The sequence below is a fragment of the Wolbachia endosymbiont (group A) of Norellia spinipes genome, from assembly GCF_964273535.1.
On record NZ_OZ187006.1, the window covers coordinates 1,732,375 to 1,752,886 of the forward strand.

The 20,512-nt window shown below is 36.5% G+C and carries 15 protein-coding genes and 1 pseudogene; 8 read left to right on the plus strand and 8 right to left on the minus strand.

The annotated features are described in order from the left end of the window. The first annotated feature begins 1,119 nt into the window (after positions 1-1,119). Positions 1,120-2,637 (plus strand): protein translocase subunit SecD, encoded by a 1,518-nt coding sequence (gene secD / locus ACFZP3_RS08340; protein ID WP_265016790.1) that lies wholly within the window; start codon positions 1,120-1,122, stop codon positions 2,635-2,637. Here secD and ACFZP3_RS08345 read toward each other — a convergent pair. The 3 genes from ACFZP3_RS08345 to ltrA all read right to left on the minus strand — a co-directional run bounded on the left by ACFZP3_RS08345 (position 2,634) and on the right by ltrA (position 7,304). Beyond that, positions 2,634-3,419, minus strand: a complete 786-nt coding sequence (locus ACFZP3_RS08345) for an enoyl-ACP reductase (protein WP_253309140.1) — start codon at positions 3,417-3,419, stop codon at positions 2,634-2,636. The genes secD and ACFZP3_RS08345 overlap by 4 nt on opposite strands. A 283-nt stretch (positions 3,420-3,702) precedes the next feature. After that, positions 3,703-5,496 (minus strand): reverse transcriptase/maturase family protein, encoded by a 1,794-nt coding sequence (locus tag ACFZP3_RS08350; RefSeq protein ID WP_386086651.1) that lies wholly within the window; start codon positions 5,494-5,496, stop codon positions 3,703-3,705. A 557-nt stretch (positions 5,497-6,053) separates the two neighbouring features. Beyond that, on the minus strand, positions 6,054-7,304 hold the full coding sequence (gene ltrA, locus ACFZP3_RS08355; protein ID WP_386086866.1) for a group II intron reverse transcriptase/maturase: 1,251 nt from the start codon (positions 7,302-7,304) through the stop codon (positions 6,054-6,056). A 786-nt stretch (positions 7,305-8,090) separates the two neighbouring features. Between ltrA and ACFZP3_RS08360 the strand changes: the two genes are divergently transcribed. Next, complete coding sequence (locus ACFZP3_RS08360) at positions 8,091-9,044, plus strand: helix-turn-helix domain-containing protein (protein WP_265016319.1); 954 nt, start codon at positions 8,091-8,093, stop codon at positions 9,042-9,044. A gap of 345 nt (positions 9,045-9,389) precedes the next feature. Here ACFZP3_RS08360 and ACFZP3_RS08365 read toward each other — a convergent pair whose 3' ends face one another. Beyond that, a complete protein-coding gene (locus ACFZP3_RS08365) occupies positions 9,390-10,631 on the minus strand; it encodes a leucine-rich repeat domain-containing protein (protein ID WP_386086865.1) in 1,242 nt (413 codons plus the stop codon). A gap of 520 nt (positions 10,632-11,151) precedes the next feature. Between ACFZP3_RS08365 and ACFZP3_RS08370 the strand changes: the two genes are divergently transcribed. Beyond that, positions 11,152-11,424, plus strand: coding sequence for a hypothetical protein (locus tag ACFZP3_RS08370; RefSeq protein WP_264329155.1), 273 nt, complete (start codon positions 11,152-11,154; stop codon positions 11,422-11,424). Positions 11,425-11,513: 89 nt separating this feature from the next. On the opposite strand, the gene ACFZP3_RS08375 is transcribed toward ACFZP3_RS08370, so the two are convergent. Together ACFZP3_RS08375 and def are read right to left on the minus strand one after the other, a co-directional pair. After that, positions 11,514-12,335 carry a uracil-DNA glycosylase family protein gene (locus ACFZP3_RS08375; protein ID WP_386086864.1) on the minus strand — a complete coding sequence of 274 codons (822 nt, stop codon included), beginning with the start codon at positions 12,333-12,335 and terminating at the stop codon, positions 11,514-11,516. After that, the gene (gene def / locus ACFZP3_RS08380) at positions 12,325-12,864 is read right to left on the minus strand and encodes a peptide deformylase (protein WP_253309681.1); all 540 of its coding nucleotides are present in this window, start codon (positions 12,862-12,864) and stop codon (positions 12,325-12,327) included. The genes ACFZP3_RS08375 and def overlap by 11 nt, the downstream gene beginning before the upstream one ends. 138 nt (positions 12,865-13,002) lie before the next feature. On the opposite strand from def, the gene ftsA reads away from it, so the two are divergent. The 3 genes from ftsA to map all read left to right on the plus strand — a co-directional run bounded on the left by ftsA (position 13,003) and on the right by map (position 15,617). After that, entirely contained in the window at positions 13,003-14,241 is a 1,239-nt protein-coding gene (ftsA, locus tag ACFZP3_RS08385; RefSeq protein WP_265016322.1) for a cell division protein FtsA, read from the plus strand. 41 nt (positions 14,242-14,282) lie between these two features. Then, positions 14,283-14,684, plus strand: a complete 402-nt coding sequence (locus tag ACFZP3_RS08390) for a MazG-like family protein (RefSeq protein WP_386086863.1) — start codon at positions 14,283-14,285, stop codon at positions 14,682-14,684. Positions 14,685-14,834: 150 nt separating this feature from the next. Next, entirely contained in the window at positions 14,835-15,617 is a 783-nt protein-coding gene (gene map, locus ACFZP3_RS08395) for a type I methionyl aminopeptidase (protein WP_253309684.1), read from the plus strand. A 50-nt stretch (positions 15,618-15,667) separates the two neighbouring features. Here map and ACFZP3_RS08400 read toward each other — a convergent pair. Next, positions 15,668-16,878 (minus strand): annotated as a pseudogene (locus ACFZP3_RS08400) (MFS transporter). A gap of 220 nt (positions 16,879-17,098) precedes the next feature. Between ACFZP3_RS08400 and rsmH the strand changes: the two are divergent. Both rsmH and ACFZP3_RS08410 read left to right on the plus strand, forming a co-directional pair. Further along, entirely contained in the window at positions 17,099-18,052 is a 954-nt protein-coding gene (gene rsmH, locus ACFZP3_RS08405) for a 16S rRNA (cytosine(1402)-N(4))-methyltransferase RsmH (protein ID WP_253309686.1), read from the plus strand. Further along, a complete protein-coding gene (locus tag ACFZP3_RS08410; protein ID WP_265016323.1) occupies positions 18,049-18,360 on the plus strand; it encodes a hypothetical protein in 312 nt (103 codons plus the stop codon). Before rsmH ends, ACFZP3_RS08410 begins: the two co-directional genes overlap by 4 nt. Before the next feature lie 520 nt (positions 18,361-18,880). Here the strand turns inward: ACFZP3_RS08410 and ACFZP3_RS08415 are convergent. Further along, positions 18,881-20,155, minus strand: coding sequence for an MFS transporter (locus ACFZP3_RS08415; protein WP_386086862.1), 1,275 nt, complete (start codon positions 20,153-20,155; stop codon positions 18,881-18,883). Positions 20,156-20,512 lie beyond the last annotated feature (357 nt).

Consider the following 20,512-nt stretch of genomic DNA (forward strand, 5'->3'; position numbering starts at 1 on the left):
TACCGCCGCGGTATCTCACATAGATCCCGCTAACAAGCAGCGGGATGACGATTGTCAGGGTGTCATCCAAGTAGCCTCTTTCTTGTCATCCCAGTGCCCAGACACTGGGATCCAGAAAACTTAATTTTAACCAAGTGGCTGCATAATAAAGACTGGATCCCAGACTGGAATGACACCCTACTTAACCGTCATACCGCGATTCATTCGCGGTATCTCAGCCGCTAACAAGAGATCCCGCTAACACGTAGCGGGATGACGAATTACTATCTACACCGTCATACCGCTGCGGTATCTCTTAGCCGCTAACACGTAGCGGGATGACGAGGCTTATCGTCATGCCACCGCGAACCGTCATACCGCGATTCATTCGCGGTATCTCAGCCGCTAACAAGAGATCCCGCTAACACGTAGCGGGATGACGAATTACTATCTACACCGTCATACCGCCGCGGTATCTCTTAGCCGCTAACACGTAGCGGGATGACGAGCTTATCATCATGCCGCCGCGAACCGTCATACCGCGATTCATTCGCGGTATCTCTAGATCCCGCTAACAAGCAGCGGGATGACGGTTGTCGTTTAGCCATAAATATTTAAGAAATTTACCAAACGAAAAAAAAGGCAAAAGAAGCCCTAGTCATTGTCTACTTTCAGTATTGGCGTTTTTTAAGTCTTAAACACTGCAATTTAGCTGCTTTTAAGTGCAACTAACCTTAACTAAAATGTTTAAGAAATTTACTAAGCAGAAAAAAAGGCAAAAGAAACCCCGTGGTAATTAGTGTTCACTCTCTAATCCTGCAAATTGGCGTACTATACTGTCTTAAACGACTTATAAGCGCGTTTCAGCTTATATAGGTAAAAACCTAGAAATGTTGTGAAGACATAAGGTGCACATAGTGCAAAAAATTAAAAATAAGACGCCAACTACGTTGTTTTCTTGCTGTTTAATCTGCACAGATGAAGATAACTGAATACCTTCAGTACCATGATAAGGGGGCTGGCGGAGTTTGTCAAGGAAGTTTTTTTGTTTCTATAGCTACTTGGATAGGTTATTTGGGCAATAGAGAATTTTACAAAAATCTATTTTTAACTTACACTGCAATTTTAAACCTACAACTTATGTACAACAGGCTTATAGTCAAATCTTTTTCAGTATTATGCATCTGTTTATTTGCTTTATACATAACACTGCCAAATTTCTTTGATAATAAGCTTTTTATTTCGAAAAAAAGAATAAACTTAGGCCTTGACCTGAAAGGAGGGGCATCTTTGCTTCTAAACATAGACTTAGACTTCTATTTTAAGGAAAAGCTAGGCATGCTAGCAGGTGAGATAAAAGAGACATTGCTAACAAAAAATATTGAATCTAACGTACAAAATAGCGAACAAGTAATTGTAACTTTAAATAATATTGATGATTATAAAAAAGCATCTGTGTTGATTAATGCGATAAATCCAAATTTAGAGCTAAATAGAAAAGATTCTTCAATTCTCATTTCGTATAAACCCCATTATAAAAATTCTTTGATCAGTGAAGTAGCTGCAGAATCAATAAACAATGTCCAGCGCCGTTTGGACAAACTTGGCACAAAGGAAGTCAGCGTTCAAAAACAAGGGCAGAATAAAATATTAGTGCAGGTGCCTGGAGTAGAAGACACCGAGCAGATAAAATCTCTGCTTGGCAAAACTGCTAAGCTAGCTTTTCATTTGGCAAACACTAACATAGCCAAGGTGCAGGATATAGATCACGAAACTACTGTCATGCTCAAGGATTCTTTAGGTAATTCTTATCCAATATTCCGCAAAACTGAAATAGGTGGCGATTCGCTGGTTAACGCATCAGTTAGATTTGGTCACTTAGGTAAACCAACAGTGCATTTTAAATTTGACAGCATAGCGAGTAAAAGATTCGCGAAAATCACTAAAGAAAATGTGGGAAAACCTTTTGCAATTGTTCTGGATAACACAGTCTTAACAGTACCTACAATACGTGAGCCAATTTTAAATGGAGAGGGAGAAATTAGCGGTAATTTCACTGAAAAACAAGCAAGCGAACTTGCAATACTTTTAAAATCTGGAGCACTGCCAGCACCACTTAAAATAATTGAAGAAAAAAACATTGGCCCAAGCCTTGGAGAAGAATCAATAAAGGCAGGGGAAATGGCAGCAACAATCTCTATTATAGCCGTGGCTTTATTTATAATTATCACTTACGGCAAATTAGGTATATTAGCTTCTGTTGCGCTTTTTTCTAATGTAATTCTTATATTATCAATTCTCACTCTGCTTGAAGCAACTCTAACTTTACCTGGAATTGCAGGTATTGCACTCACTGTCGGTATGGCGGTGGATGCAAATGTTTTAATATTTGAGCGAATTCGCGAGGAAATCAAATCTGGCAAGAGAGTGGAACGTGCTATTGAAGAAGGGTTTAAAAACGCTATAAAGACAATACTGGATTCAAATATCACAACACTCATTGCTGCAGGAATAATGTTCATTATTGGCAGCGGAGCAATTAGAGGCTTTTCTGTCACTTTATCAATAGGAATTTTATGTTCGATGTTTTCTGCAATCACAGTCACAAAACTCCTGATAGAGTTGTGTATGAACCCGAAGGAACTAGTGCTTTGTTAGTCAACCACCTTCATTCCCACAACGTTATATCCTGAATCGACGTGCAAAATTTCTCCAGTAGTGCCACTACTTAAGTCGCTTAATAAGTATAACGCTGCCTTGCCAACATCCTCTATTGTAACATTGCGTCTAAGCGGAGAATTATTTCTATTCCATTCTGATATGAAGTGAAAATCGCTTATTCCAGAAGATGCTAAAGTTCTGATTGGACCAGCGGAAATTGCATTTACTCTGATATTTTGTGGCCCGAGATCACATGCTATATATTTTACACTTGCTTCAAGTGCTGCTTTACATAAACCCATAACGTTATAATTTGGCATAACTTTTTCAGCGCCATAATAAGATAAAGTAAGTAAACTACCACCACCTGACATCATTTTTTCAGCTCTTTGCGCTAAAGCAGTGAAAGAATAGCACGATATATGCATTGCATTGAGGAAGTTATTCAGTGAAGTATTGACATATTTACCATCTAACTCATTTTTATCGGAGAATGCTATTGCATGCACCAAAAAGTCAAGAGTACCCCATTTTTTCTCTATTATTTCAAAAGCGTTATCTATGATTTTTTCATTTGAAACGTCACAGTGTAATATTAGCTCCACATTTAATTCATCTGCTATTGGTGATAGTTTTTCTTTTATTATTTCATTCTGGTAGGTGATTGCAAGTTCTGCCCCGTGCTCTGAGAGAGCTTTTGCTATACCGCATGCTATCGATCTCTTATTTGTTATTCCAGTTATTAACCCCTTTTTGCCTTGTAATAGACTTGTCATCATAGAACTATCTGTTTTTTATAATTTGGAGTATTAACTAGATAAAGTCAATTATGTTTTAAAACATTTTTTGCAGTAACTTGAAGTCTAATACCACTGTTAACAAAAAGGCAGCGATGAGAGTTTCTATAGGGAGAGTAGACCAGCGGACCTTCCCCGCCAGCCTCTCACAGAACTGTGCATGAAGTAGAGTGGGCAGCCAGCGAGTTACTTGTTAAGTACTTTTCCAACAACCCCTCTCCGAACCACGCATGATCGTTTCCGTATCACGTGGCTCTCCAATAATCTAACGTTTTAAGGAGTCACCATCATATTTTCCATATTGGATTTTCTTATGGCATTCATGACAAACAACAAGAGTCTTCCTCTGTCGTTCAATCATTCTCTTTTTCCATTTCGGTAGCTCAGTATTACGTTTACCTAGCAAATCAGCAAGTTTACGTACGTGATGTACTTCAATCTGCTCTTGTGATTTACATAATTCACAAGTTTGTGCCAATAGTCTTTGCTCTATTTCACTACGCTTATTCCATATTGGTATAAGGTTATCACTTATACTTACCCATTTATTCCATTTTAGTGACACAGCACCAAAGTGTGTAATTAATGGTATCTTTGATGGTAAACGATCTACTCTGACTTGGATGACTTTTCGTTTTTCACCTTCGTCGTTTTCAATCATTGCACCAAATTTTCTATAAATTTTCCTGCAAGTTGTTTTGTATTTAGATGCTAAAGTCTTTACTAATGATACTTCCATCACATACTTCAAATAACTTAGTGTGTGAAGGTTGTAGGCCATTTTGTAATATTGTACAATTCCTCGATATTCAGTTTGATACTGAGCAACAATACTGTAAGCTGTATCAAGTGTACGTTGAGGTAAATGTATAGGCTTTCCACAACGCATATATTCAGAACACTTTTTCTGCTTTATATGATGTGGTACACGTAACCCAATACTACCATTAATACATCGTTGTGTCCGATGATCATGTTTATCATCTGCATGCAAGACGTGTATTTTATAACCTAAAAAATTGGCTTTGCTATCACACGCGTGTGTAATAAGCGTTTTATCTTCATTAAGCATAAGTTTGAGCTCCTCATTGAGGAATTTAGCAATCTCATTTTTAATTTGTTCAGCTTCATTTTTTGGTCCTGCAAACCCTACCAGAATATCATCAGCATACCTAACATACCAAAGACGTCGATAATTTAGATCACAAGAATCCTTAGATGGCATACCCTGCACTAATTGACGCAGTTGTTTTGCTTGATCCCAGTTCCCTTGTTTTCTCATCATCGATACTTGCATGGTTAACCTTAAATATTTTGGATTTGTCTTTCTTCGCTTACCTCGGTTATTTGATGGTATTAGTATATGTTCCACATGTTTATCTAACCGATCGAGTAATATGTTACTCAAAATTGGACCAATAATAGAACCTTGTGGTACCCCACTATGACTCTTATTGTACTTCCAATTTTCCATATATCCTGCTTTTAGCAGTCGATTGATTAGCTGAATAAAACGGTTATCTTGGAAGCTTTCACTCAGTATTTTCAACAACATAGTATGATCAATTGAGTCATAACATGCACTGAGATCTCCCTCTATAAACCATTTTGTACCTCTGCCTTTTTGCATTACTGCTCTTAATGCAGTGTGGCATCCACGCTTTGGTCGAAATCCATGTGAACATTCACTAAATTTAGGCTCATAGTAGGCTTCCAATATTAATCGGATTACTTCTTGAAGTAACTTATTTGACCATGTTGGCAATCCTAACGGCCTGCGTTTACCACTCTTCTTTAAAATATAGATACGTTTTACTGGTGTCCACCGATATCGCTCATAGCGTAAATCCTCTATGATTTTATCGATTTTCTCCAAAGACATACCATCAACTGTTTCAGTTGTCACACCTTCTGTCATAGCACCTTTATTACGACAAAGTTTGCCATACGCTCGAAGGTAAAGATCACGCTGATAAAGTAGGCGATATACGTTTTTAACCGGCAAATTTCTTTGTCCACGTTCACGTATAATGTTAAGTATTGTTTCAGCTTTCCGCATCTTGCGTACCTCCCAATTTCAACATTCAATTATCTGTCACCCTTTGCCCTGTATGTGGCTTTCCCACGCTCCCCGGTGATTCGTTACTTTCACGACTACTACGATGACTCCGTAACCATAGAACTCGCGTTCCTTAGGTCATCCCATGTTCCGTCACTAAGAACTGTTCTAGATCAACTTAGGTTTTCCATTCATCCTCTTAAATAAGTTCACTACTTATCGTTCTACAGCCAGAATGTCACACAAACGAAAGTTTAATCTGTGCTTACCGTAGACATGGGGTTTTAAATGCGATACCCATGGATGTGAAGTCCCACCCCTGAAGATTAGAATTCAAGCAGTTTAGCTTTAACCATATTGATCAGGTGTTGCAAGCCGTTATCTTACACATCTTCAGATAACTCTCGCTTTACATACATGCTCTTGTCCTCCTTCCCTTTCGGGTTAAAGTTAGTTGTTCACCTCGAGGCCATTTATTCTGAACCCCGCTTAGCTCTGCTAAGTATTTCTTAATGCGTACCACGGCGCACACTCGCGTCTCATAAAGCTCCCACTAGTCATTGCCCTAACCCTATACTTAATTTCCAGTGCACAAAAAGATTTAGTCTACTCTTTGCGATTCTTTCTAGTAACTTAGCTGCTTTGGTTTTATGCCTACTCAGCTTCTTGTACTTTGTCTGAAACCACTTTCTGAGTTTCCTATTAAACATTCTTATTATGTCCTCTAGCGCAGTTATGTGATACTTCCCGTAATAGTTAAACCAACCCCTTAGAATTGGATTACATATTCGTGATATATCTTCTATTTCCAAGTTTGTTCTTCTAGCAGATTTCCAGCCTCTAATTTCTTTCTTCATCTTTCTCAGACTTTCTTTACTTACGGTTGGAGTAAAACTTACAAATAGACTACCATCTTTTCTATTTCTTACAAGCCTTTTGCGAAATTCATATCCTAGGAATGTAAATGACACATTCTCATGACTATCCTTTCGTTTTCCATCTTGACAGTAGATGATTTTGGTCTTTGTATGTTTTATTTCCAGCTTGCAAGTCTTCAGTCTCTGCTCAAGTTGACTTAAAATTAGTTGTGCTTGGATCTTGCTTACACAATGTATAACACCATCATCAGCATATCTTGCCCACTTTACACTTGGATATTTTCTTCTCATCCACACATCAAAGCTGTAGTGCATGAATAGGTTACTTAAGATAGGACTAACTACACCTCCCTGCGGCACTCCGCTGAGACGCTTTATCTTTGTTCCATCTTCAAGTTGTATATCTGCACTTAGCCATCTTTGTATGTATAAGAGAACCCATTTGTTTGTAGTGTGCTTTCTGACTGCTTTCATCAGTAGATTGTGGTCTATGTTATCATACATTCCCTTGATGTCAAACTCTATTAACCAATTTTGGTCGAAGCATCGCTTCCTGGTTTGTCCTATGGCATCTAATGCTGATTTATTTGGCCTATAAACATATGAATCCTCATCAAATACCTTCTCAAGTTCTGGTTCTAAAACACTTCTTACAACTTCCTGTGCTATACGATCCGAGACAGTTGGTATTCCAAGTGTCCTTGTCCCTCCATCTGCCTTGGTTATATCACAAGCCTTAACTGCAGGTGGAAAATAACTACCAGATGATAGCCTATTCCATAGCCTGTAAAGGTTCTTGCTTAAGTCTTGATCAAACTTTTCAATTGTTAGATCATCAATACCTGCTCCTCCTCTGTTTTCTTTAACTCTTTTATAAGCCATAAACACTAGAGATTTCGGTATATCAAAAGGCTTTGTTCGTTCAATCATTTTCATCCTCCTTCAAGTTGAATGATTTACTAAAGTCGACTAGTTCAACCCCTTCGCTCCATGGTCATTACAACCACTTCTTCACTACTACGAGTTGATCCGCCCCAGTGATTTGTATCGCTACTCTAAAGCTTGAGGATTTGCCTCTTGCTTGTCTCGCTTTGCATCAAATCGACTGGTTCCTGCAGTTCCTTATTAAAGCCCAGATCAGACTCACGCCACCTTTATGCCGAACACCGCCTACACAGTAATCAGGTTCCTTGTACGCTTTTAAGAGGAGAACAACTCACTCCTCCTTTCGATGTTCACTTCCCTTTTCGACACGTTCATCAGTGGTTCACTTACGTTCGCCTTTCTGATCCACACCTTCCAGCTCTTACGCTGATTTTTCCTTAACGCTTATGACCCTATCTCTTAAATAGAGCCACTTAAGGTGGTTTGAAACCTGCTCCTGAAAACCGATTTCGAAGGACCTTCCTTCATCTTCAATAAAGCTTCTCACAAACATTACCCTGTTTGTTGCTGCAGCACACCATCATTCTTTGGATCGAGAAACTTCGAAAGAGCCATAACGAACTAACCTAAAAAGCATTAATAATTATACACAATTCTGAAAAAATATTCAACTTCTTTATTTTTAGTTTATTTTTTTAAGTTTTGAATGCGTTGATGAAAAAAATGTCTCCCATAGGTGGCTTTAGAATACTACTACGCACCTTAGAGGTCCTTTCATAGTAAATTTATGCTAACCTGTGTAATAATGTGTAGTTTATTTCTGTTAGCGGCATGGCAAAACGTACTACTATCTCCATAAGGTACAAAATAGCACAAAATATAAGAAGCTGGATATTAAAGCGAAAATATACCCAAAAAGATTTAGCAAATAAAACAGGTATAGAATACTATACGCTGCTAAGGTATGTAAAAGGAAAATGTGGCATTCCAACTGAAAAGTTAAAACGTATAGCAAAGGCATTGTCAGTTCCTATTAGTAATCTACTTCCTCCACCAAGAGAAGACAGTTGTTTTGATAAAGATAAGGCGCAAGAGACGTACGATTTCATGGGAAAATACATGAAAACAAAGGGGAGAGAACCGCGCAAGGCAATTAATCCATTAACCAAATTTATTCGAGCTCAAGAGGAAAGTGATGTAAAAGCAGCAAGAATAAGAATGGCAAAAAATATGCTCAAGTTAGAATTTGATGCTGATATTATCTACCGAGCAACAGGCTTATCAACAAATGAATATAATAATAAAGAGCTAGTTGTCTGTAAGCGTTACAAGGAAGGACAAGAGATGAAGAAATGGAGGATAATAAGAGAATATACTCAAGAGGAATTGGCAAAAGAGCTAGGTGTAGCACGTTCACAAATACATAACTATGAACAAGGGAAGAGTACCTTTTTAAGCGAGGTGGCGTGTAAAGTTGCAGAAATATTATCAGTGGATGCTGAAGATCTAATAACGGAAGAAGATTACTATGAAGGTGAAGACGAGGAAGCGGAAAATGAGCTATTAAGTTTAACGAGAGAATTCAAAAGAATTGATAATCAGGAATCAAGAGATGAACTGAACATACTAATAGAATTTTTGTCCGAAAGAAGGCAAATCTACAGAGAAAAGATCGACAAAGCAGAAGGGATAAAAGTAGCAAATAATCTACTTATACTAGGTATTTCTGTTGATGCTATTTCTTCAATAACTGGCTTATCTAGAAAACCCATATATACCTCCTAGTCTAAAAAGTACAATATATGAAAACAATATGGTAAAAATACAAACATTATTTCGTATGTCAAGTTTTTTTTACTTCAGAATATCAGAACCAATCATAAGTTATTCCTAATCTTAAAAAGCAACTAGAAATGGGAATTAGTTTGGGAAAGTGTTGAAAAAAAAAGTACATAAATCTTCAAAGAAATGTATCTTTAGGTACTACATGCTTGTTTGACTGCTTTAATTCTTTCTAAAAACGCGAAACTATCATTGCTAGTATGTGTCTAAATAGGATGAAAATAGGCCAACATATTGGACTTTAGGTTACTTAAAGCTTGTGCATATGCTGATAATTTGAATCAAGATTTAAGAATACACTGGCGATTTATTGTGCCCAGTAGTCCATACACTAGAAAGGACGCTCTTAACAGCATCACACGTACCTATATCGGGATCTTCTTGCTTTTCCTCACTAACTCTCTCGCAAAACTTTCCAACACCATAACCTACTAATGCACCAATTACTGCAGCTACAAGAAACACCGCAACAGCACCAACAGGAGTTAAAGTAGCAGCTCCTGCAAGATATGCTATGCTCAAACCTAAAAACAAACCAATTGCTATACCGCCACAAACATAGTATTTGTTGTTGTTTTTAGATTTTATTTGTAATTTAGGGTGTCTTTTAAAACCTATCCCGCAATGTATAAGATTAGCTAACTCATTTGCACCTTCATCACCAATGTTGTTATCAGATAATTCAAGTTTAGTAAGATTCATAAGACTAGCTAAAGCTTTTGCACCTTCATCACCAATATTGTTATATTTCAAATCAAGTTTAGTAAGATTCGTAAGACTAGCTAAAGCTTTTGCACCTTCATCACCAATTTTGTTACTACCTAACCCAAGCCATTCAAGATTTGTAAAATTACCTTCAGCTAACCCTTTTGCACCTTCATCACCAATTTTGTTACTACCTAACCCAAGCCATTCAAGATTTGTAAAATTACCTTCAGCTAACCCTTTTGCACCTTCATCACCAATATTGTTATCAGATAATTCAAGTTTAGTAAGATTTGTAAAATTACCTTCAGCTAACCCTTTTGCACCTTCATCACCAATGTTGTTATCAGATAATTCAAGTTTAGTAAGATTCGTAAGACTAGCTAAAGCTTTTGCACCTTCATCACCAATATTGTTATATTTCAAATCAAGTTTAGTAAGATTCGTAAGACTAGCTAAAGCTTTTGCACCTTCATCACCAATATTGTTACATGTCAAATCAAGTGTAGTAAGGTTTGTAAGACTAGCTAAAGCTTTTGCACCTTCATCACCAATATTGTTATCAGATAATTCAAGTTTAGTAAGGTTTGTAAGACTAGCTAAAGCTTTTGCACCTTCATTGCCAATATTGTTATATTTCAAATCAAGTGTAGTAAGATTTGTAAGATTAGCTAAAGCTTTTGCAACTTCATTGCCAATTTCTGCTCTGTGCAAACTAAGTTTTGTAACGTCTGTTCTATTTTGTAAAAAGCTTACTAGTTCACTTACGTTTACGGCGCAATGACAATAAAGGACACCGTACTTAACATGTTCATTAAAATCCATTTCTTCTCCTTACTAAAATTATCATATAAATATTTTAGCCAGTATTTCAGTGATTGTCAATTTTGTTAACAAATTACGTGAAAATTTGTAGAAAATACCAGACTCTGTAGCGTCACAAAAAATTTGTTCATTTACTTTTTCTAAAACCGCAAAAAAGTACGTATCTTTGTGAGAGCTTGTTTGGTAAAAATAAGGTTGTGAAAATAGAAGGTTGAAATTGTTGCAACGAAGTTAAGCAAATTGGTTCGTATATAAATATGGTAAAAGTAGGCCAATATAGCTAGTTTTGTGGTATAGTAAAATTATTATAAGAAAAGTTCGAACGTGTCATTTGGAAAAGAAGATCATTAGAGGGAAAAGAGGAGCTTGATGATTTGGAAGAGAGCTTAATTGATGAAAGATAGCGCTATGTGTTTCCAAAATTGTGCATAAAAGTAAAACAAAACGAAGGTTAACAGTTGCGTCTTTTTCGCAAGAATAGCTGATAAATGGATTTATGGAAAAAAGGAGTGCCTGAACTATGAAAACATTTACAGGAGAAACTATGAGAAAAAGAACATTAACTGTTACCTGTCGATATGAGCCTGATGAGTTAGCAGATAAACGCTTATCGGATGTATACGGGCAACTGATAGAGAGATTGATAAAGAGAAAAAAAGAAAATAGAGAGAAAGAAACAAATGAAAGTAGTGAGTTTATATGCGAGAGTGTCATCGTGCAAAAAATTAAGCATAGTACGACAAATACAAGTTTTCTTGTCGTTTTAATCTGCACAGATTGCGAAGTTAAATGAAATAGCTTCAGTTTCATGATAAGGGGGCTGACGAAACTTGTCAAGTAAGTTTTTTCGTTTCTGCGGGCTACTTCTTGACACCAGTGGTGTTAAGTATTCGTACAGTTATTGGTATTATTAAGATACTCCCTAATCTTCTTTAAATCCTCCCAGGCTAAACGTTTTTGCATTGGCTGACGCAGTAGGTAAGCTGGGTGAAATATAGCAGCTGTAGTGATTGAGTGAGATAAATATTGGTTAGTGTACGTATGAAATCTACCACGCAAATTCGATATAGTTTTTGTGCTGTCAAGAAGGCTATAACACGCAATTCCCCCGACCAAAATTAGAATTTGCGGTGAAACCAGTGCAACATGCTTCTCAACAAATGGTCTGCACATATCAAGCTCTAGGTCGGTTGGCTTTCTATTGCCAGGTGGGCGCCAAAATACGGTATTGCTTATGTATACCTTAGTGCGATCAAGATTGATTGCATTTAACATTTTATCGAGCAATATTCCACTTGCACCACAAAATGGTATGCCTTGAAGGTCTTCATTTGCTCCTGGAGCTTCACCAACGAGCATAATTTTTGCGTTTGGATTACCATCGGAAAAAACAGTATTAGTTGCAGTTTTTTTTATCTCACAACCTTCAAATGATTCAACTGCACTTCTTAGTTCATCCACACTACTACATTTACTTGCAAGTTTCCTTGCTTCAATTATCCAATCACTTGGAAATATGTCTTTTCCATCTTTAGTGTCACCCCAGCGCGTATCTGCATCTTTCTTCTGGGTCCCAGTTTGGATAACAGAGGGTTGCACACCCTCTTTGCTCTCCAACTTTTTTTCCTCTTCACCCTCTGTTAGTGTGCAATCAACACCCACTTCATGGTAAAATTTTAATAATTCTAGGTCTTCATTGCTCATAATGCTTTTTAACCTTTTGTGCTTTTTTCATGGCCATATCATACTTTAATTTAGATAAATGTCTAATATATAATATGCCATTTAAGTGATCTAGCTCATGCTGAATACACCTTGCGAGCCAGCCGCAAGCTTTTAGCGTCTGTTCCTCATTATTTAAATCCTTATATTTCACAGTCAAATATTTTGGACGCTTAATTTCATAGCTTTGCTCTGGAATTGAAAGGCACCCTTCTTTGAGAATTACTTGTTCATCGGATAATTCCGTAATTTCAGGGTTAATCATGTAAAATTTGCCAGTCGATTCATACCCTACTGGCTCGTCTTCAGCTCGAGAGAGCTGAATGTCCATAACAAAAACTCTCCTCAGCACTCCAACTTGCACTGCAGCAAGGCCAAGACCTTCTGCATCGTACACAGTTTCGAACATGTCGTTTACTAATTCTTTAATTTTATCGTTTATATCTGTTACTTCACTGGCACGTGTGATTAGTCTTTCATCAGGGGCAATTACAATTGGTAATATGGACATAAAAATTATAATTCTATGTTTTGCTTTTCCTTTTGTCCAGAATTTAGTGTATATTAAAATGTTGCTATATCTATAATAGAAATATAAATTATTAAAGAAAGCTACAATTTAAATGAAATTGCGTAATAAGGTTAACTAATGTACTCTGCAGTAATAGCAAAACCAAAGAGAAACGTTTTTGCTGTTTTAGACATAGGTACAACAAAGATTATTTGTCTAATCGTTAAAATAAATGGCAACTTCAGCTATAAAGTGACAGGAACGGGCTATAAGATTGCAGAAGGTGTAAATGGTGGGTCGATAACTAATGTAAAACACGCAAATTACTCCATCTCATCAACTATAGGTTTAGCTGAGCAAGTGTCAGAGGAAACTATAGACCAGATATATGTGAACATTGCTGGATGTGGCATCTCATCTTTTAATGTACATAATGAAATTATTGCAGCTAATCATGAAATTTCTGACCGGGATATAAAACGTGTAGTTTTTCAGACGTTTGAGAAATATATTGAAGAAAATGTTATCATTCACAATATACCACTGAAATATCACTTAGATGACATGACTGACATAAAAGAAGTTGGTGGATTGTACGGAAAAAGACTATCTGCTGATGTTAATGTTGTCACTGCTTCGCGTCCAGCGCTTACCAATATTGAAAACTGTATTACCAATAATGGTGGATTAAATATGGCAGGTTGTATTGCTTCTGCATATTCTGCAGGTCTTGCCTGTCTGAGTGAAGATGAAAAAGAGCTCGGGACTGCTATTGTTGATATAGGCGGTGGGTGCACTGCAATTGGAATTTTCAAAAGAGGGAAACTTGTGTATGCAAGCAGCGTTCCAATTGGTGGCGTTCATATCACTCGAGATATTGCTTACGGGCTATGCACAAGCATAGAACGTGCAGAGTATATAAAAATACTGTATGGTAGCACTATCGTAACTTCAATAGATGAGAACGAATATATTACAGTCCAAAATAGTGAAAATGATGAACCTACTCAAGTATTCAAATCTGAGCTTATTAACATCATAAGACCAAGAGTTGAAGAAATACTTGAAATGGTAAGAGAGCAATTTCAAGAGCAGAAAGATCCAATTAATAAAGTAGTGATCACAGGTGGAACTAGTCAACTCACAAGCATGAAGGAAATTGCAGGCTATATATTCAATAAGCAAGTTCGAATTGGGTGCCCTGAGTCTTGTAGCGGTCTTGATGGCGAATATGATAAAAATCCTGTATTTTCTGCTGCTATAGGTTCTATAAAGCTAATAGTTGAAACTTTTTATAAGAATAACTCTGGAATGCTCGGTCAAGATGGTAAAATAAGTAAGTTGTACCATTGGGTTAAATCAAAAGTTACAGTTTAATTTTACTGAATGAAATTCTTATATCTGTCAAAGGAAACATTATGAATAAAAAACATTGTTTCAAAATTAATAAACTTGTTCGTGATCATACAACTGAAATTATACGTTCCCATGGAATTATTGTTTATGAGAGGGTGATGGAAAAAGATGAATACATTGAACGTCTCAAAGATAAACTTTTAGAAGAAGTAAAGGAAGTTATTGCCTCTAAAACCTCAGATGAAAACCTTGAAGAGTTAGCTGATTTACTTGATGTCATACATGCATTAGGCAAAGAAAGTGGACTATCTATAGAACAAATTGAAGAAAAGCGTATCTCTAAAAAACAAGAGAGAGGTGGTTTTGAGAATCGTATCTACAATACTTACATTGAGGTGAATTCTAATAGCATCGATTACTATCACAAAAAACCTTCAGATTATCCTGAGATAGTAGTTGTATAGTTCAGATTATTAAATAGACTTCTTGCTTGACCACCTTTCATACAAATGACTTGACACTAGGATCCATAGGGCTTATTTTCATAATACGTAAAGTTATTACATTTATGTACTTGCAAGTAAGCGTACCAATTACAATAAGACATGGAAAATATGAACATAACTATACACTCACAAGAAGATTTTGAATTTATGCGCAAGGCTGGCAGGCTTGCTGCTGAAACTCTTGATTTCATTGCACCGTACGTAAAGGTAGGGGTGACAACTAATGAGTTAAATGATCTATGTCATGATTTTATAATTAATGCAGGTGCAATTCCAGCACCACTAAACTATAGGGGGTATCCAAAATCGATTTGCACTTCAAAAAATGCAGTTGTGTGCCATGGTGTTCCCGATGATAAAACGCTTAAAGATGGAGATATTTTAAATATTGATGTCACGGTGATTTTAAATGGTTGGCATGGTGATACAAGTCGCATGTTTTGGGTTGGCAAGCCATCAATAAAAGCAAAACGTTTGTGTGACGCTACTTATCATGCATTGATGGAAGCAATTAAACAAGTTAAACCCGGCAATAAGTTAAATGAAATAGGGCTTGCTATAGAGAAATATATTAGAGATTTTGGATATTCTATCGTACGCAGCTACTGCGGACATGGTATAGGAAAAGTCTTTCATGCTCCACCAAATGTAGTGCATTTCTATGATCAAGATGAAAATCTCATCTTGAAGGAAGGTATGTTTTTTACAATAGAGCCAATGATTAATGCTGGAAAACATGAGACTCTGCTCAGTAAAATCGATGACTGGACAGTGACAACACGCGATCTTTCACTTTCTGCTCAATTTGAACATACGCTCGGAGTAACTAAAGATGGTGCTGAAATATTCACATTATCACCTAAAAATTGGCACTTCCCACCATATAATTAGATTTTTTTAAACTCTGCTATACTGCAACTATACTTGGATCTTGAAGAAAGCTAATCCTTAATTTGCGATATAGCAACTAGCCCAATTAATGCACAGAAAATCATGTAAAAACTAGCTGAAGTCTCTTGTCCTGTAACTTTGATAATTGTTGTGCATATAAATGGTGCAAGGCCACCAAAAAATCCAGCAGCTATATTTCTTGACAAGCCAAATCCGCTGTACCGAACCTTTGTTGGAAATAATTCACACATAAATGCACTGACAGGACCAAGCGATGCAGCTATTGGAATTATAAAAAGAATATGTGCCGTAAAAGTGAGTAAGTAATTGCCACTACATAACATTGAGAAAACTGGATAACTCACTATTACAAAAGCTATAAATGAAAATTTCATAACTTTTTCTCTTCCTACCTTATCAGAAAGTATTGCAAACAATATTGTCAATCCTCCGAGCGCAATTTGACTCAGTATTTCTACCATATGGTTAAAATGAGTATTTATTGTTGATGTAAGCACATTGAAAAATACCAGATATATGTAAAGAGATGAGTTTTCAACTATATCAACCCCAACTGATATCAGAAAAGGTTTTTTATAGCTATTCAATAACTCTTTTAATGGCAGTTTAGATGGATTTTTCTGTCTTTTATACTCTGGGCTTTCATCAAGTATATATCTCATATATATGCTGATTAATCCCATTGCTAAACTGAAAATGAAAGGTAATCTCCACCCCCAAGATTCAAAATCAGATACTTTTTTGCATATGAGTACTGCTATCAGGCTTAATACTGAACCAAAAATTGCGCTTAATACTTCAATGCTGCCAAAAAATCCTTTTTTATTTTTAGGAGCGTTTTCTATTAAAAATGGTGCATTTCCTGCTTCTCCTCCAAGGGATATACCCTGCAATAATCTTAAAAAACTACCAGCATTGACGCTAGTATTCCAATGCTTTGATAACCTGGAACAAAAGCAATTAATACGGTTGATAAAGTCATTAATATAATCGAGAGCAATAAGGCAACTCTTCTGCCATGCTTATCACCAATGTGACCAAATATAGCAGCGCCGACTGGTCTCATTAAGAAACCCACTGCAAACACTCCAAAAGCCTTCAATACGCTGGTTAGTTGATCATCCGATGGAAAAAACACACCACCTATTATGTTTATTAAGTGGCCAAAAAGCATGTGGTCATACCACAATAAAGTGTTACAAATCAAACTTGAAAATATTACTTTTGTTATTTGCTGCATAATTTTCTATAGTTTGTTTAGTATTTAGTAATATACATTACTTTTTTTTATATAATAGAAAAATTTGAACATTATATTAATAATAGTATCTTATTAAATCTTAATATTTTTATATCATTGACTATATTCAAGTATTTTTATATTATTGCCTATATATTTCCATATGTTTTAGTGGGAAGCTATTTTTATTTGTATGCACAGAGTCTTTTGATGGAGCACTATGACACACACTCCAGTTTTGTTAAAAGAGATGCTATCACTACTATCACCGCAGGATGGTGGTATATACGTGGACGCCACATTTGGAGCTGGAGGGTATAGCAAAGCAATATTGGAGTCAGCTGATTGCAAGGTATATGCAATTGATAGAGATGAAACGGTAACTAAGTTTTATGATGATTTAAGCGTTAGATATCCCGATAGAATAAAACTATTCATTGAGAAGTTTAGTAATATTAAAAGTATACTAAGCAGCGTTGAGCCATCTCCTGTCATCCCAGTACTTGATACTGGAAAAAATAACTGGTCACGCGCTGGAATGAAATCAAACGGAGTGGATGGGGTGGTTTTTGACATCGGAGTTTCATCTATGCAGCTTGATAACGGAGATAGAGGGTTCTCATTTTTACATGATGGTCCACTCGATATGAGCATGGATAACTCTTCTTATATAAACGCTTCAACGTTTGTTAACGCTTTACGCGAAGAAGAAATTGCAAATACTATATATAACTACGGAGGAGAGCATCATTCTCGCAAAATCGCAAGAGCAATAGTAAGTGCACGGAAGAAGAAAACTATCAAAACTACATTTGAGCTTGCGAACATTGTACGTTCTGTGGTGTTCCGTGGAAAAAGCAAAATTGATCCTGCAACCAGAACATTTCAGGCAATCAGAATATGGGTAAACGATGAGCTGGGAGAACTTGAGAGGGGCATTAAAGCTGCATCTGAAATTTTAAATGAGAATGGCAAATTAATTGTTGTCACCTTTCATTCTTTGGAAGATCGTATAGTCAAAACTTTTTTTAAAGATCTATGTGAGCCAAGATCTACTGATTGTAAGACATTCTCTCTTCTAAATAAAAAAGTGATCAAAGCAAGTATAGAAGAAGTAAGTGCAAATCCGCGTTCACGCTCAGCAAAACTAAGAGCTATACAGAAGTTGTCATGAGAACTTTCTGCATCATCTCAATAGTTATGTTTTTTCTTAGCATTGTAGGACTATTTAAGATAAAACTACATGTTCAGTCATTAAATAGAGAGCTAATAAAAATAAAAAGTGAAATTAGTTTAGTACAAAGTGATATAAAAGTTTTACAAGCAGAGTGGAGCTATTTGAATAATCCAAAAAGACTTGCAAGCCTTGTAAAGAAATACCTAAAAAATAACTCTTTAATACTGGCTAGCCAGGTTAAAAATCTTGACTCTTTAAATGGCCGCAGTGTGTTAGCACAACTTAAAATCCATGATCAACAGTGAGATTAAGTCTTATTTTTTACAGATGAGCACATCACAATAAAACTTACTTTGTATCCGTTCAGGATAGCGGCAAGGTAGTATAACCATAGAGTAAAAGTGAGTTTACAACAAATGGTGTCATCCCAGTGCTTGACACTGGGATCCAGCCTTTCCATAATCATCAAAAACATTGTATTTTAACGTAAAACAGCTATTTTTATGCTTACCAACTTAATAAAATTCCTGGATCCCAGTGTCTGGGCACTGGGATGACAGCAGTCCTACGTCATACCGCGATTCATTCGCGGTATCTCTTAACATAGATCCCGCTAACAAGCAGCGGGATGACGGTTGTCAGGGTGTCATCCAAGTAGCCCCTTTTTTCTGGATTCCAGACTGGAATGACAGCAGTCCTACGTCATACCGTTACGGTATCTCTAGATCCCGCTAACAAGCAGCAGGATGACGGTTGTCAGGGTGTCAGCTACTTAGATGAAACCCTTTTCCGGTGGAGATCACTATCAAATCACATAAGAGAAAACTAAGACCAATCACATTTTTTATCTTGCGGTTTTATTTGCAATATTGCTACCACACTGATCAACAAGCAGAAGACTATATAAAGCCCAGCAGCAAGGTTTGTTTGAGGAAATGTTACAGTCAACCAAATACAAACCATAGGAGTAAATCCTCCATGTAACGCATAAGAGATGTTGCGTGATAAGCTCACACCACTAAATCTAACATTGGTGGGAAAGAGTTCAGATGCAACTATTCCTATGGGAACTATACCTCTTTCTATTATAGAAAGAGCCATTACACTAAGCATAATTATAAGGTAATTTTTGTAGTAATATGCAATAGATAACGCAGGACAACATAGTGCCATTGTAATTGCTATAAATAAGATTGCAGTGCGCTCTTTTCCAACTTTATCAGCCAACATTCCAAACGCTATTGAAGATATCGGCATTAATACACTGGTTATAATGAGCACAATTTCGTTGATATATGTCGTTACATACACATCCACTGATGCTATTTCCTTTGCGAGTGTTCGAAGAAATATGGTAAATCCGACAGCAACATTAACAGGTACAGATATTAAAATAGCAAGTATAAGAGCTCTCTTGTGGCGCTTTATAAGCTCTATTATTGGCAAATCAGGTAAATTTCTTTGTTTTCGATTTTTTTCATATGCTGGAGTTTCTCCCAATGTGTATATGCTATACGCGCTAATTAATCCTAAAATAGCTGAGAAAACAAATGGCAATCTCCAACCCCAGGTACAAAAATCAGTAGTTTTTTTGCAGATAATTACTATCACCGCAGAAAGCAAGACACCAATGGAGCGACCACAGCCCATTATTCCAAAATACATTCCTAAGTTCTCTTTCCTACTGGATAAATGTTCTATAAGATAAACAGAACTTCCCTGTTCACCACCAAGTGCAATTCCTTGTGCCACATGGATTGCAAGAAGCAATATAGTAGAAATTATACCTACTTGATTGTGACTTGGAATAAATGCAATGAGACTTGATGGTATCGATATTAGCAAGATAGTAATTATTAATGCTATCCTTCTTCCATACCTGTCACCAACGTGACCAAATATGAATGCACCAAGTGGCCTTACAATTGCACCTAGCCCTACAATTCCAAATAATTGCAGTATGTTACTGTAGACATCTTTTGCAAAACAAAACTCTCTGCTAATTATGTTAATCAAATCAGTGAAGAGCATGTAGTCATACCATATTGCGATTCTGCAGAGTATGGTTGATATCAATACCCTTGTTTGGTGATTATCCACTAAATTTAATTCGTAAATGTTTGCTTATTCTATTCTGGCTGCTTTTTGGGATTTTGCAACCTAAGCATGTGAAGTTGACTGTTTTATTATGGTGTGTGATAATTGAGATTGTTAAAATTTAGGTATTCACTGACCGTTCTTGTTATAAACACCAGAATAATAAGCTACTGATATTCTCCATCTTTTTTATCTTTAATCCATCATAGCTAGCGATGCAACAAAGCCATTCCAGTGTCCGCTACTCAAATGACATGGTGAGGCGTCATCCTGCTGCTCCTTTCTTGTCATCCCGCTAACAAGTAGCGGTATGACGATTGTCAGGATGTCATCCTAGTAGTGTGACACTGGTTCACTCTA